The sequence below is a fragment of the Rhodococcus sp. NPDC056506 genome (assembly GCF_042794945.1).
Classification (GTDB): Bacteria; Actinomycetota; Actinomycetes; order Mycobacteriales; family Mycobacteriaceae; genus Rhodococcus_F.
This window is the reverse complement of sequence record NZ_JBHTSW010000004.1, coordinates 181,152-194,841: the sequence shown is the minus strand read 5'-3', so window position 1 is coordinate 194,841 and position 13,690 is coordinate 181,152. Positions and strand designations below refer to the sequence as shown.

Here is a 13,690-nt window from a genome sequence, read left to right as displayed (position 1 = left end):
TTGAGCACAAGCCCGACCGCCCCTCCACAGCCGACCTCGCGAGACCTACAAACGATCATTCTCCGGAAACGCCGCCTTGGGCATGAACTTCGGTCTGGCGAACAAGACCGACAGTTTGGTGGGCTGCGACTCCACCGGGCGATCAGACCGGTACAACAACGCCTGCTGCGGGGTGCTCACCCATTCACTGGCGAAGATCTCGCCGAGACGCAAAACCGGCACGTGCGACCCGTCCTCGAGTCGAACGGTGACGTCACCCGTCGTGTCCGACTGGCCGTACACGACCCACCATGACTCACCTTCGACATCCCCCGGAGTGTGCTGACCGATACCGATGACGGCACCTTTCTCCATCGGATCGCGCCAGAGCGGTTCGCGCCCTTGCGGTCCCACGCTGTAGCTACCGTCCTCGCGCACCTGCACGACCAGGCGGGACTTCTCGAGCACCAACTGTTCGACCACCATGTGAAGCCCCTTCCATTGCCCGAACCTTATCCGCCGGCATCACCCAGAAGCGAGACAATCGCGGTTCGTGTTGACAAACTGTTGGGTTTTTACAACACTTTGATACATGAGCCCAGTCCGGCGGGGAGACGCGCTCCCTATCTTCAATCGCATCGGAGTGCTTCGCGCCGAGCGGAAGATGAGTCGGGCCCAGCTTGCACAACTCGTCGACGTCAATCCGCAGACGGTGGGGGCACTCGAACGCGGCGACCACTACCCCAGCCTGGATCTTGCATTTCGGATCTGCTGGGTATTCGACCTACCGGTCGAGGCGGTGTTCTCGCGGACGGAGTTCGGGCCGCTGTCGACGGAGGTCTACCGGAATGCACTGTCGACGGAGGTCTACCGAAACGCACCGTCGACGGAGGTCTACCGGACTGACCGCATTATCGAGGGGAGTGAAAAGCCAAGTGCCTGAATCGAATCTGATCGACCGCTACCAGGCCCATCGCACTCGGCGGTTCCTGCAGAACGAGGAGACGTTCCGACATTGGCTCCCGAAGTGGCGGACCCGTCGACGTCGGCGCGTACTCGTCGTCGCCCTCGGAGTCCTGTTCACCACCATGGTTGCCGTCGGCATAGCGTGCCTGTTCAATCCGCTCTTCGCGGTGGCTTGGCCGATCCTCACCCTGTTGTTCCTGCCGACGTGGTCCTCACTTCAAATCGTGTCGGGTCGGCAAGGGGATGCGCCGCGGCAGGCTTTGGACGAATGGGAGATCCAGCAACGCAATGACGCTCGCTCTGTCGGGTTGAGCGTGACCCAAACGTTGGTGTTCATTGTCGCCATTTTCCTCATTTTCACCTCGTCGGTGCAGTGGAATGTAGAGAGGCTGCCTTACACGGGAGGTTTATTGGCACTGACTGCAATGCTGATCGGCGCGTGCACGCCCGCGATGATTCTCTCGTGGACCAATCCAGACCCGGATCCGATTGATTCGGAAGAGTTCGACTTCTGACCCGTATTACCGAAGCGCACCACTCGACCGATGGGAAGGACCCATGTCAGCCACCCTCACGATCGACGGCATCTCGAAACGCTACGGCGACGTCGTTGCACTCGACAACCTGAGTTTCGAAGTCCGCCCGGGCGAGATCTTCGGATTTGTCGGCAGTAACGGCGCCGGCAAGACGACCACGATGCGCATTGCGTTGGGTGTCCTCGGAGCAGATTCGGGGGAAGTTCGTCTCGGCGGCAAACCCGTCGACCTCGACGTGCGTCGCACTATCGGATACATGCCGGAAGAACGCGGCCTCTACCCCAAGATGAAGGTGGGAGCGCAACTTTCCTATCTGGCCGAACTACATGGACTCTCGAAAGCCGACGCGCATGCGGCCACTGAGCGGTGGACCGAACGTCTGGGCATCGCCGAACGCGTCAAGGACACCGTCGACTCCCTCTCCCTCGGCAATCAGCAACGAGTTCAGCTTGCAGCGGCGCTGGTTCACGATCCTTCGGTACTCGTTCTGGACGAACCATTTTCGGGTCTGGATCCGGTAGCGGTCGACGTCATGAGTGACGTGTTGGTCGAGAAGGCCCGCACCGGTGTTCCCGTTATTTTCTCGAGCCATCAGCTGGATCTGGTGGAGCGCCTGTGCGATCGCGTGGGCATCATCAGCCGCGGCAGCATGCGAGAGATCGGAACTGTCGACGAACTACGAGGCAAGGGGGACGGCCGAATCGAAGTCTTCGCCCCTGACGCGCCGGTCGGTTGGGCACACCATCTGATCGGTGTCACCACGCTGAGCCACCTCGACGGTCGAACACTCCTGAGCGTCGACGGCACCGCCGACGATCAGCAGATCCTGCATGCAGCGTTGAAAACCGGTCCGGTGCACGAGTTCACGCTACGACGTCCGTCACTGACCGATCTGTTCCGAGAGGTAGTAGCCGCATGAGCAACCAGTTGAGTGGAGGTCGAGCCATCGGGTTGGTCGCTCGACGCGAATTCATGACGCAGATCTCGAAGAAGAGTTTTGTGATCAGCAACGTCATCATTCTGGTCGCGATCATCGGCGGCATCATCGCCTTCTCACTCTTTTCCGGTGGCGACGAGGACAAGTCGAAGATCGGCTTGGTCGGCAACCAGTCGCTCAGTGCCACGATGGTGTCCATCGGCGACACCCTCGGAAATCCGGTGACGGTGACGGAGGTTTCCGACGACGGGACCGCGCGTGGTCAGGTCAAGGACGGCGACCTCGACGTGGCCGTGATCGCTGGATCGGGCGGCGGCGTCACTGTCGTGACCAAGAAAGAAGTGCCCACGAATCTGCGCGCCGTCATCGAGAGTTCCGTTGCACAACAGGCACAGTCGAATGCGCTGTCCGCCGCGGGGATCGATCCGGCTCAGCTCACCGAAGCCACGTCCACCGCAGTGGTCACCATCGATGCCATCGATCCGCCGGATCCCGAACAGGGACAACGCATAGCGATGTCGATCGCTGCCGTGGTGCTCCTGTACATGCAGATCTTGCTGTTCGGAACGTACGTGGCGATGGGCGTCGTCGAGGAGAAGTCCAGTCGCGTCGTCGAGTTGTTGCTCTCGACTCTGCGTCCGCTGCAGTTGTTGTGGGGCAAGGTTCTCGGAATCGGCGCTGTCGGCCTGATCCAGATGGCTGCTTATGCTGTCGCGGGCGTCGCGACCGGATTGGCGACGGGCGTCCTGACCGTGACGGGCACCGCGATCGGTGTTCTGTTCGGCACTCTCGGGTGGTTCATTCTCGGCTTCCTCTTCTTCGCCGTGCTGTACGCCGCTGCCGGGTCCATGGTCTCGAGGCAGGAGGACGTCAATGCCACCGCGATGCCACTCGCACTGCTTGTCATGGCAATGGTCAGCGTGGCTTTCGTTTCGGTGAGCAATCCCGAAGGAACCCTGAGCAACGTGCTGAGTTGGATTCCGCCGTTCTCGGCGATCCTCATGCCCCTGCGCATTTCCGCCGGTGTAGCTTCTCCTTTCCAGATCGTAGGAACCATTCTGTTGATGCTGGTCGTGACTGCTGCGTTGTCGATGATCGCGGCAAAGATCTACCAGCGCTCCATCCTTCGCATCGGCAAGGTCGTTTCATGGAAGGAAGCGTTCGGACGCTGATTCTCCGGCGCACAACTGACGCCACGCGATCCCGGCGGCACCCCGTCCAGGTAGGTTCATCCTGGACGGGGTGCTGCTTACTTGGAGGACGTTGTGCGAATCTCGGCCGAAGAACTACTCACTGCGGTACTCGATCCCGAGAGCTTCGTCTCGTGGGACTCCCCGCCCGTCGACGTCGGGCCTGGGCCGAAGTACGCGGAAGACCTGAAGAAGGCCCGCGAGAAGAGCGGAGTAGACGAGTCCGTCGTCACCGGCGTCGGCACAGTTCGGGGGCGTCGGGTCGCGGTGATTGCCTGTGAATTCAGCTTTCTCGCCGGTTCGATCGGAGTTGCTGCAGCCGAACGGATCGTGACCGCCGTCGAACGTGCTACGGCAGAACAACTCCCACTGCTCGCCTCGCCCACCTCTGGCGGAACACGAATGCAGGAGGGAACCGTCGCGTTCGTTCAGATGGTGAAGATCGCTGCGGCAGTGGCTGTTCACAAGGCTGCACACCTGCCCTACCTGGTGTACCTGCGTAATCCCACCACTGGCGGGGTTTTTGCGTCGTGGGGATCTCTCGGCCACATCACCGTCGCGGAACCGGGCGCCCTGGTGGGTTTCCTCGGCCCCCGTGTCTACGAATCCCTCTACGGCGAAAAGTTTCCCGACGGGATCCAAACCTCCGAGAACCTGTACCGCAACGGCGTGATCGACGGCGTCGTCCCGGTGGACCGCCTCCGTCTGCTGGTCAACCGAGCGCTGTGCGTGCTCACCGATCCCCCGACTCCGGCAGTCGCGGACCCGATTCCCTCGCCCGAGATTCCCGATGTCCCTGCCTGGCAGTCGGTGATGCTCTCGCGCCGGGCGGATCGACCAGGCATCCGGCAGTTGCTCCGCCATGCCGCGACCGAACAGGTACCACTCAGCGGCACCGGGCAGGGTGAAACCGACAAGACGATCTTGCTCTCGCTCGCCCGCTTCCGAGGCTTTCCGTGCATCCTGCTCGGCCAGGACCGCAGTGGACAATCCGCGCTCACCACGATGGGACCGGCCGCGCTTCGTGAAGCGAGACGGGGCATGAAACTTGCCGAAGAACTACAACTCCCGCTTGTCCTCGTGATCGACACTTTGGGCGCGTCGTTGTCCAAAGAAGCGGAGGAACGTGGACTGGCCCCTGAGATCGCCCGCTGCATCGCCGACCTCGTGACGCTGAAAACCCCGACAGTGTCAGTGCTGCTCGGTCAGGGAACCGGCGGTGGCGCTCTGGCGCTGTTACCTGCCGACCGGGTACTCGCGGCACAGAACGGGTGGCTCGCTCCCCTGCCACCGGAAGGCGCAAGCGCGATTGTCCATCGCGACATCAGTCACGCCCCGGAGATGGCCGCAGCGCAGGGAATTCGTTCGTTGGATCTGCTTCGAGACGGCGTGATCGACGCCATCATTCCCGAAACCCCTGACGCGGCCGACGAGCCCGTGGAATTCTCCAAGAGAGTAGGGGCAGCAATCGCGCACGAGCTCTTCATTCTCGCCGAGGAGTCAGACACCGATCGCCAGTCCTCCCGTATCGCGCGCTATCGAAACCTGGGAGTTCCGCAATGACGACGAAGGATCGGACTGCACTGACTCTGCCGCACAGTTACGACCGTGCAGCACTGGCTCGTTTCGAGCTCTTCCTGTTCGCTGCCATTGCGACCGTGCTGATCACCCGCGCTTACCTTGCGGCAACCGGCTATCCCCAGATCGGGGGCGGTTCCCTCCACATCGCCCACGTTTTGTGGGGTGGATTGCTGATGGCCGTCGCCATCGTCTCGACTGCCATCACCGAGGGCTCTCGCATGCGCGATCTGGCGACCCTCGTCGGCGGAATCGGATTCGGCCTCTTCATCGACGAGGTCGGAAAATTTGTCACCGCCGACGTCGACTACTTCTACCAGCCTGCCATCGCGATCATGTACGTCGTCTTCGTCCTCTTCTATCTGGCCGCGCGCGAGGTGGTGATTCGGCGCGGTATGAATGATCGTCATCGGCTCGCCATCGGCGCGCGAGCGCTCTCGGACCTCGCTCTCGGTCAGCTCGACGAGATCCAGTACAACCACGCCCTCCGCGTACTCGACGGCGTCGAAGACCGCAGCCTCATCGGTCTCGTCGACTCGATCAAGGCCGGCTTGCACACACAGACTCCGCCGGTCGGCGGTATCGAATCGAAGATCACGCGTGCTCGCAACGTGTTCTTCCAACGGGCCGAAGCACTGCTCGGGCACCGAATTGTCCGCCGACTGGTACTGACACTGTTCGTCTTGCAGGCCCTCCTCGCGATAGCCCAGGTGATCTACGCACTCGTCTCCGAGAACGGCGTCGAAGCTGACGACGTCTCCGACCTCGTCGTCCAGATCTCCACGGCTGCAACCGGAGTTCTTGTGGTTCTGGGAGTGTGGTTCCTCTTCCGCGGTCCTTACCTCCGGGCCTTGCGGCTACTGCGCGCATCGATCGTGGTGAGCCTTCTGGTGACGCAGGTGTACCTGTTCACGCAGGACCAGTTCGGCGCGCTATTCGGTTTTGCCGTCTCGCTGTTCATGCTCGCGACTCTTCGTATCGCGATTCGAAGCGAAGAGGCCGCAGCAGCTCACCGCCGTGATTCGCTGCCACAGTGATTCTCTAGCGCAGTGACTCGGCGGGCCGACTCGGTAGATCGCGGATGCCGCGCAGTGGACTGAAGAGCAAGACCAATCCGCACGGCGCGATCAACCCGGCCATGATCCACATGGTTCCGCGCACACCTACGAGATCACCCAGGAAGCCTGCGGATAGTGCACCCAGCGGAATAGTGCTGTGCAACAGGAACATACTCGTCGCCACCACTCGACCGAGACGGTCCGGCGGACAGTAACTCTGACGGAAGCTGCCGAGCACTACGTTGCAGGACACGACGCCGGCAATCATCACCATTCCTCCCGCACAGAACCAGAACAGGCCGGCGCCGTACGTCGTCAGAGGTGCCAACAGGATGAACGGCCCCGTCACCAACTGACAGATGAGAACGCTTCGGGCAGTACCGAATCGGCGCCCGAGCGGGCGCGCGACCATCGACCCGACAATTCCGCCGACCCCGGCAATCGCCAACAGAAGTCCGAGTCCGAACTCCCCCACGCCAACTGTCTTTTCGAGGAAAACGATCTGGATCGTGGTGTACCCGGCGAGACCGAAATTGAGAAGAGTCCCGTAGACGACGATGGGCCGCAGCTACGGATCAGCTGCGACGAATCGCAGTCCGAGCGCTATCTGGCGCCGAAACGGTTCTCGGCGGCCCTGTCCGCGGTCAACCGTTTCCTGCGCACGAATCAGCCAGATGCACACTGAGCAGACGACGAAGGTGAAAGCATCGACCAGCAGACCGGCTGCCAGCCCGACAGTCGCTACCAACAGTCCACCGATACTCGGGCCGATCACCCGGGTTGCGGCCTCGGCGCCCTGTATCTTCGAGTTCCCTTCGACCAGATCCGCTTCGTCGAGCACCGTGGGGAGATATGCGTGGTAGGCCGCCTGGAAGAAAACGGTGGCCGTACCGGTGAGCAGCGCAACCAGAAGCAAGTGGCCGTATGTCACCGCCTCCATGAGGCCGGCGATCGCGACGCTCGCGAAGAGCAGCGCGCACGCAGCGTTCGCGATCACCATGATCGGACGGCGAGGCAGCCGGTCGATCCAGGCACCGGCGGGTAGTCCGACGATCAACCACGGCAACCACACCGCCGAGGCCAGCGCCCCGATTTGAAAGTTACTCGCTTCCAATTCGCGAAGCGCGATCAGCGGCAGCACGACGGTCGTGACACCGTTTCCGATGCCGCTGACGGCGTCGCCGGTCCACAGAAGCCGGAAATCGCGCTGAGTGAGGACTCCCCAGAAGCCCGCACGTTGCGCCGTATCCGTCACACCGATTCCCCCTTCAGTCGCTGCCTGATCCCACCTGCCTATCCCACCCGCGACGCACCACTGGCCGACGGGACAGGCCCGTCCGGCGCAAACGGACGGTACTCGCACAAACACTGAGGCGCACGGCACTGGCAGTAACCTAAGGTGTTTCAAGTCACGGGTTAGCGAAGTTCACGAGAGGACACACGTCGATGAGCTCTTCTGAGCAGGCGTCCCACAACACGTATGCCGACGCGTATCGCGAGAGCATGGATCAGCCGGAGAAGTTCTGGCTCGATGCAGCGCGTGCCGTCGACTGGGATGTCGCGCCCACGAGGGCCCTCGACGATTCCGCCGCACCGATCTATCGCTGGTTCCCGGATGCGTCGCTCAACACCAGCTTCAATGCCCTCGATCGGCACGTCCGCGACGGCCGCGGCGATCAGACCGCGTTGATCTTCGACTCCGCGATGGTCCCCACCAAGGCCACGTACACCTACTCCGAACTCCTCGAGCAGGTCTCACTCTTCGCCGGTCTCCTGAAAGATCAGGGTGTTGTCGCGGGTGACCGTGTCATCATCTACATGCCGATGATCCCCGAGGCTGCGATCGCCATGCTGGCGTGTGCCCGTATCGGTGCTGTGCATTCAGTGGTGTTCGGCGGCTTCGCAGCCAAGGAACTTGCCACGCGTATCGACGACGCCGGCCCCGTGGTGCTCGTGACGGCGTCCGGTGGCCTCGAGCCCGGCCGAACCATCGAGTACCTGCCGATGGTCGAGAAGGCTCTGCAACTGTCCGCCACCCCCGCTCACACCGTGATCGTGAAGAATCGTGAGCAGATTCCCGGCGCTGCTGCCGACTACAAGTCAAGTGCCGCAGCCTGGTTCGACTGGGACGAGCTGATCGCCGATGCCACACCTGCCGGCCCGGTGTCGGTCGCCGCGACGGATCCGCTCTACATCCTCTACACCTCGGGAACAACCGGTAAGCCGAAGGGCGTCGTCCGGGACAACGGTGGCCATGCCGTTGCGTTGACGTGGACGATGAAGAATCTCTACGACATCAGCCCCGGCCAGGTCTGGTGGACCGCCTCCGACGTCGGCTGGGTGGTCGGCCACTCCTACATCGTCTACGGACCTTTGCTCGCCGGAGCCACGACGGTCATGTACGAAGGCAAGCCCGTCGGCACCCCCGACGCTGGTGCATTCTGGCGCATCATTTCCGAATACAAGGTATCGGCACTCTTCACCGCTCCGACAGCCATCCGCGCGGTCCGCAAGGCCGACCCGGACGCAAAAGAGCTCGCCAAGTACGACATCTCGTCGCTCGACACGCTGTTCGCGGCCGGCGAGCGCTTGGATCCCGACACCTACGAGTGGGCTACTCGGATTCTCGATCGCCCGGTGGTCGATCACTGGTGGCAGACAGAAACCGGTTGGGCAATCTGCGCGAATCTGCGCGGCCTCGAACCCATGGAGATCAAAGCGGGCTCACCCACCGTCGCCTGCCCCGGATACCGCGTCGAAATCGTCGACGGCAAGGGCGAACTCGTGGGACCGGGCACCGAGGGCAACATCGTGATCGGCCTGCCACTTCCTCCCGGAACACTCGCCGGACTGTGGCGTGACGACGATCGGTACGTGAAGTCCTACCTGTCGACATTCGAAGGCTATTACCTCACCGGAGACTCCGGATACATCGACGAGGACAACTACGTCTTTGTCCTCGGGCGCAGCGACGACGTGATCAACGTTGCCGGACACCGTCTTTCGACCGGAAGCATGGAAGCTGTCGTCGCGGGCCACCCGGCGGTCGCCGAATGCGCCGTCATCGGCATTCACGACGAACTCAAGGGGCAACGGCCGAGCGGTTACGTCGTGCTCAAGTCCGGCGTCGACATCGATCCCGAAACTCTCCGACAGGAACTGGTCGCGCGGGTGCGCGACCAGATCGGTGCTGTCGCCACGTTCCGGGACGTCACCGTCGTCGCCGCACTACCGAAGACTCGTTCCGGCAAGATCCTCCGCAAGACCATGCGGCAGATCGCCGACAACGAGGAGTACACGGTCCCGTCGACCATCGAGGACGCGAGCGTATTAGACGAGCTGTCCAAACTCCTTCGCGGATAAGGATTTCGCGAATTCCCCTGCCTGCCCGGCACCGGACATAGCAGTATGAACACGTTCCAGTTTTGGCGCTTTACACGGGCAGGGGAAGTTCGATGGGCAATTTGGACGGTCAGGTCGCATTCATCACCGGAGCGGCGCGTGGTCAAGGGCGCGCGCATGCCGTCAAGCTCGCGTCCGAGGGCGCGGACATCATCGCGGTGGATCTCTGCGCGCCGGTCGCAACGGCGGGGTACGACATGGCCACCGAGGCCGACCTCGCCCAGACCGTCGCACTGGTCGAAGCTCAGGGCAGGCGCATCGTCGCGTCCGTAGCGGACACTCGCGACCTCGATGCCCTGAAATCGGCAGTCGACGCCGGAGTCGAGGAGCTCGGCCGGCTGGACATCGTGATTGCCAACGCGGGAATCGCGGCGTCGGCAAAGCTGTCCTGGGATCTGAGCGCCGAAGAGTTCCGCGAGCTGATGGACATCAATGTCACCGGCGTCTGGTTGACGACCAAAGTGTCGATTCCGCACATCATGAACGGCAATCGGGGTGGGTCGATCGTGTTGATCAGCTCGATGGCCGGCCTTCGCGGCGTGCCGGGTATCGCACACTATTCCGCGTCCAAGCACGCCGTTCGCGGTTTGGCGAAGTCTCTGGCCAACGAACTCGGCTGGGCGGACATTCGGGTCAACTCCGTGCACCCGGGCAATGTGCGAACCACGATGATCGACAACGAACCGATGGTTCGCGCGTTCCGTCCAGACTTGGAGAATCCCGTCCTCGCGGACACCGCTCCCATCATGTCGAAGCTGAATCTGCTGCCCCATCCGTGGGTCGACCCCGAAGTGATTGCGGATGCGGTGTTCTACCTGGTGGGGCCGGCCGGACGCGGGATCACCGGGATCGCACTGCCGATCGATCTCGGCACCTCGGAAAAATTCGCCGGCGGCTAAAGGCCCGAACTGATGCAGAATTGCCTCTGCCGGATGGGTCTCGAGCACCATCCGGCAGAGGCAATTCCGGCTTGATCAAGCCTTCGTAGCAACAGAACAAGTAGTCGACAACCTCATAGGCGCTCCTCGTCTGGCGTGGGAAAAACCTTTGTGGGATGCGCAACAAACCCAAGACCCAGAGTAGAAGCATTTGGCCTCAAACGCGCGTCATTCGGCAGTATTTTTTCGGATTCGGGCATACTGGACAACGCTCCCACCACGTATTATGGACCCGAGTTCACACTTACAGGGGGTAGGCACAGTGACGGTCAATTACGCCGCGATGGACCCGATTCACGGAAAAGTCGAGATCTCCTTCGACGTCGACACCGGGGTCGTGGACGTCCGAAACGGCGAATCACGCGCTCTCTTGACGCGCCGAGTCGACGCCCCACGCCGCGAAGGCACACCCATCGGAACGCGGGCTGCCGCGGACCTGTTCTTCACTCTTGGTGGCGACGAAGTCGAACTCACTGTCGGCAAAGGGTTTCTGTCCCGGCGCTCGTATTCGGTATCGGCACTCGTCGAGGGCGTGACACTGACCTTCGCGCCCGTCGACGACGCGAACAGCGCCTTCACCCGGGACGGGGTTCGCATCGCGCTGTTCTCCAAGAACGAGGAATCCGACCCCAGACAGACCGACGCAGTCTGGTCGAGCACTCCGAGCAACGACGAAGTCGTCATCGGCTACGCCCTGGCCGAAGCATTCGACTGCGGAGCACTCAACGGCGCTTTTGCCCTGATCGAATCACTGGTGCTCGGCGGCGGGTAAGGCCGAACTCAGAGCAGGTGAATAACCAGCAGAACGACGGCAATGGCTGGGAAAAGCATCTGCACGACGGCTGCGCGGGCCTTGTCGGGAGACGAGAGAATCAACACCAACCCCGCGGCAACCATCGATCCTGTGCCCGCCAGTACGAGGGCGATTCCGACCGACGCGGAACCGGTCGCCGCAATCACGATGCCGATCACGGACACGATTGCCAGGAAAAGGTTGTAAAAGCCCTGGTTGAAGGCAAGCGACTGCGTAGTGATCGCCTCTTCCTCTGACTTGACGCCGAATGTGGCGCGTGTCTTCGGGGTCGTCCAGAGAATCGATTCGAGGACAAAAATGTACACGTGCACTGCTGCGGCCAGTCCCGCGAAGATGTAGCCGGCGACGTTCATCGGTGAGCTCCTGTTGCATAGAGTGAATTCTGTATCGTTCGGTCCAATATATACTGGACCGAACGATACAGAAAGAGCGAGGCTTTGATGGGCAGATCACAAGAATTCGACACAACAGCCGTGGTCGCTGCCGCTTTGGACGTGTTCTGGGCACATGGGTACGAAGGCGCATCGCTCGGCGACCTCGAATCCGCGACGGGACTGAGCCGGTCAAGTCTCTACAACTCGTTCACCAACAAGCGCGGATTGTTCGACGCCGCAGTGCAGCTGTACCTCGAACATGTCATCCGTCCGCGTCTGCGCAATCTCACTACGAATCCGGGACCGGACGCCGTCGACGACTACCTTTCCTCGCTGGAACAAGCGATCGGCACCATGACCGCCGACTCACCGCGGCGAGGTTGCCTACTCCTCAACACTGCTGCCGGACTCGGCGCGCACGACGACGCGGCGGCCGCCGTCATCCGCGCTTACCGCCAAGAACTCGCAGACGCGATCAACAGTGGATTACATGCCGCATTTCCAGCCGAGACAGACGCCACGCTCTCCGATCGCACTCGAATCCTTCTCTCCTGCACGGTAAGTGCACTGGTCCTCGCGCGAGTTGACACCGAAGAGGCCATCGCGACTCTGGAATCTGCGCGCCGACTGAACGCAGAGTGGCAGCGATAAAGACAGGAAGCTCACGCCATTGCCTGCCATCGGACGGGTAGGCGATGATGCTTCACGTGCCCAAGTTGACCACGCCCGCTATCGCCGCTGGATATCTCCGGGGAATGGACCAACCCTCGATACGCGTGGGGACTTCCGCGATTCTCCGGCCGTGGACCCCCGACGATGCACCGGCCGTGATGGAAGCGTTTCGGGATCCGTCGATTCAGCGTTGGCACGTCCGCCGTGCGGACTCGATCCACGAGGCGCGGGATTGGCTCACCGCGTGGCGAGACGGGTGGGCACGCGAATCCGAATGCCATTGGGCGATCGCCGCTCCCGAGACAAATGAACTCCTCGGCCGAATCGCAGTAAAGGGGGTGAACTTGTGGGACGGCACTGCCGAACTCGCGTATTGGATGACCCCAGCAGCGCGCGGCCGTGGACTCTGCACCCAGGCTGTAGTCGCACTGTCCGAGTGGGCATTTCGCAAAGCAGGGTTTCACCGACTCGAACTCCAGCACTCGATCCACAACCCACCGTCATGCCGAGTCGCCACCAAAGCAGGGTTCAGCGAAGAAGGCGTTCGACGAGGCTCCGCGAGGCACGCCGACGGCTGGCACGACATGCACGTCCACGCCCGACTAGGCAGCGATCAGCCGCAGGTCACTCGATAACCACCCGCGCCGAGAGGGCAAGAGTCTGATCCACCAATTCCGCAACTCTCTGCGGCGTGACCGGCTCGAGGTCGAACAGGATTCGGTAGACGATCGGTGCCACCACATGGTCCACCACCGAATCACCATCCACACCAGCAGCTTCCGGCCAACGCGCGAGGATCACATCGATCTGCGTCCGACAGAAGAAGGCGCACTTGAACTTCTTCGTACCGTCCGGTGCGTGCGTCTGATCGTCGCTCATCAACACGTCTCGCAGCGAAGCACGACCGACGGGCGCCGACATCTCCTCGAGATAGTCCTGCGCCCAGACCGTCAGATCTCCTCGGAGCGAACCCGTTTCACGCGGGTCGGCGTCCGGTCGCAATCTCTCGATCGAGACATCGGCAAAAACTTCGTTGATGTCGCCCCACCGCCGATAGATGGTCGACGGGGTCACTCCCGCATCGGTCGCGATCATCGGCACCGTGATCTCGGCTCGATCACGCTGTTCCAGCAACTTGCGCGCCGACGCGTGCACGGCCTGTTGGATACGCGCACTACGGCCACCGGGGCGCGGACCTGCGGACGGACTCATAAATCCAATACTAACGCAAAGATGTTGCATTAGG

The 13,690-nt window shown here is 62.0% G+C and carries 16 protein-coding genes; 11 read left to right on the top strand and 5 right to left on the bottom strand.

Annotated features, from left to right (window positions below; translation table 11 throughout):
• Window positions 1–45: 45 nt before the first annotated feature.
• Window positions 46–465, bottom strand: a complete 420-nt coding sequence (locus ACFQ6H_RS06355) for a hypothetical protein (RefSeq protein ID WP_378644748.1) — start codon at window positions 463–465, stop codon at window positions 46–48.
• A gap of 106 nt (window positions 466–571) precedes the next feature.
• On the opposite strand from ACFQ6H_RS06355, the gene ACFQ6H_RS06350 reads away from it, so the two are divergent.
• The 6 genes from ACFQ6H_RS06350 to ACFQ6H_RS06325 all read left to right on the top strand — a co-directional run bounded on the left by ACFQ6H_RS06350 (window position 572) and on the right by ACFQ6H_RS06325 (window position 6,223).
• A complete protein-coding gene (locus ACFQ6H_RS06350) occupies window positions 572–922 on the top strand; it encodes a helix-turn-helix transcriptional regulator (protein ID WP_378644745.1) in 351 nt (116 codons plus the stop codon).
• Entirely contained in the window at window positions 915–1,460 is a 546-nt protein-coding gene (locus ACFQ6H_RS06345; protein ID WP_378644742.1) for a hypothetical protein, read from the top strand. Before ACFQ6H_RS06350 ends, ACFQ6H_RS06345 begins: the two co-directional genes overlap by 8 nt.
• Before the next feature lie 43 nt (window positions 1,461–1,503).
• A complete protein-coding gene (locus tag ACFQ6H_RS06340; RefSeq protein ID WP_003939757.1) occupies window positions 1,504–2,400 on the top strand; it encodes an ABC transporter ATP-binding protein in 897 nt (298 codons plus the stop codon).
• Window positions 2,397–3,590 (top strand): ABC transporter permease, encoded by a 1,194-nt coding sequence (locus ACFQ6H_RS06335; RefSeq protein ID WP_378644739.1) that lies wholly within the window; start codon window positions 2,397–2,399, stop codon window positions 3,588–3,590. Before ACFQ6H_RS06340 ends, ACFQ6H_RS06335 begins: the two co-directional genes overlap by 4 nt.
• A gap of 93 nt (window positions 3,591–3,683) precedes the next feature.
• Window positions 3,684–5,171 (top strand): carboxyl transferase domain-containing protein, encoded by a 1,488-nt coding sequence (locus ACFQ6H_RS06330; RefSeq protein ID WP_378446289.1) that lies wholly within the window; start codon window positions 3,684–3,686, stop codon window positions 5,169–5,171.
• The gene (locus ACFQ6H_RS06325) at window positions 5,168–6,223 is read left to right on the top strand and encodes a hypothetical protein (RefSeq protein WP_378644737.1); all 1,056 of its coding nucleotides are present in this window, start codon (window positions 5,168–5,170) and stop codon (window positions 6,221–6,223) included. The genes ACFQ6H_RS06330 and ACFQ6H_RS06325 overlap by 4 nt, the downstream gene beginning before the upstream one ends.
• 4 nt (window positions 6,224–6,227) lie before the next feature.
• On the opposite strand, the gene ACFQ6H_RS06320 is transcribed toward ACFQ6H_RS06325, so the two are convergent.
• Both ACFQ6H_RS06320 and ACFQ6H_RS06315 read right to left on the bottom strand, forming a co-directional pair.
• Complete coding sequence (locus ACFQ6H_RS06320; protein WP_378644806.1) at window positions 6,228–6,803, bottom strand: MFS transporter; 576 nt, start codon at window positions 6,801–6,803, stop codon at window positions 6,228–6,230.
• A gap of 9 nt (window positions 6,804–6,812) precedes the next feature.
• Window positions 6,813–7,499, bottom strand: a complete 687-nt coding sequence (locus ACFQ6H_RS06315; protein ID WP_378644734.1) for an MFS transporter — start codon at window positions 7,497–7,499, stop codon at window positions 6,813–6,815.
• Between the two features lie 191 nt (window positions 7,500–7,690).
• Between ACFQ6H_RS06315 and ACFQ6H_RS06310 the strand changes: the two genes are divergently transcribed.
• The 3 genes from ACFQ6H_RS06310 to ACFQ6H_RS06300 all read left to right on the top strand — a co-directional run bounded on the left by ACFQ6H_RS06310 (window position 7,691) and on the right by ACFQ6H_RS06300 (window position 11,356).
• Window positions 7,691–9,607, top strand: a complete 1,917-nt coding sequence (locus tag ACFQ6H_RS06310) for a propionyl-CoA synthetase (protein ID WP_378644731.1) — start codon at window positions 7,691–7,693, stop codon at window positions 9,605–9,607.
• A gap of 92 nt (window positions 9,608–9,699) precedes the next feature.
• On the top strand, window positions 9,700–10,545 hold the full coding sequence (locus tag ACFQ6H_RS06305) for a mycofactocin-coupled SDR family oxidoreductase (RefSeq protein ID WP_317828775.1): 846 nt from the start codon (window positions 9,700–9,702) through the stop codon (window positions 10,543–10,545).
• Window positions 10,546–10,846: 301 nt separating this feature from the next.
• Window positions 10,847–11,356 carry a hypothetical protein gene (locus tag ACFQ6H_RS06300; protein ID WP_378532367.1) on the top strand — a complete coding sequence of 170 codons (510 nt, stop codon included), beginning with the start codon at window positions 10,847–10,849 and terminating at the stop codon, window positions 11,354–11,356.
• A gap of 8 nt (window positions 11,357–11,364) precedes the next feature.
• Here ACFQ6H_RS06300 and ACFQ6H_RS06295 read toward each other — a convergent pair whose 3' ends face one another.
• Window positions 11,365–11,751: a DUF1304 domain-containing protein gene (locus ACFQ6H_RS06295; RefSeq protein WP_378543279.1), complete on the bottom strand. Its 387-nt coding sequence runs from the start codon at window positions 11,749–11,751 to the stop codon at window positions 11,365–11,367.
• Between the two features lie 87 nt (window positions 11,752–11,838).
• Between ACFQ6H_RS06295 and ACFQ6H_RS06290 the strand changes: the two genes are divergently transcribed.
• Together ACFQ6H_RS06290 and ACFQ6H_RS06285 are read left to right on the top strand one after the other, a co-directional pair.
• Window positions 11,839–12,423, top strand: coding sequence for a TetR/AcrR family transcriptional regulator (locus tag ACFQ6H_RS06290; protein WP_378446283.1), 585 nt, complete (start codon window positions 11,839–11,841; stop codon window positions 12,421–12,423).
• A 56-nt stretch (window positions 12,424–12,479) separates the two neighbouring features.
• Window positions 12,480–13,079 (top strand): GNAT family N-acetyltransferase, encoded by a 600-nt coding sequence (locus ACFQ6H_RS06285; protein WP_378543275.1) that lies wholly within the window; start codon window positions 12,480–12,482, stop codon window positions 13,077–13,079.
• On the opposite strand, the gene ACFQ6H_RS06280 is transcribed toward ACFQ6H_RS06285, so the two are convergent.
• The gene (locus tag ACFQ6H_RS06280; RefSeq protein WP_378532361.1) at window positions 13,069–13,656 is read right to left on the bottom strand and encodes a TetR/AcrR family transcriptional regulator; all 588 of its coding nucleotides are present in this window, start codon (window positions 13,654–13,656) and stop codon (window positions 13,069–13,071) included. The two genes, ACFQ6H_RS06285 and ACFQ6H_RS06280, sit on opposite strands and share 11 nt — an antisense overlap.
• Between the last annotated feature and the right edge of the window lie 34 nt (window positions 13,657–13,690).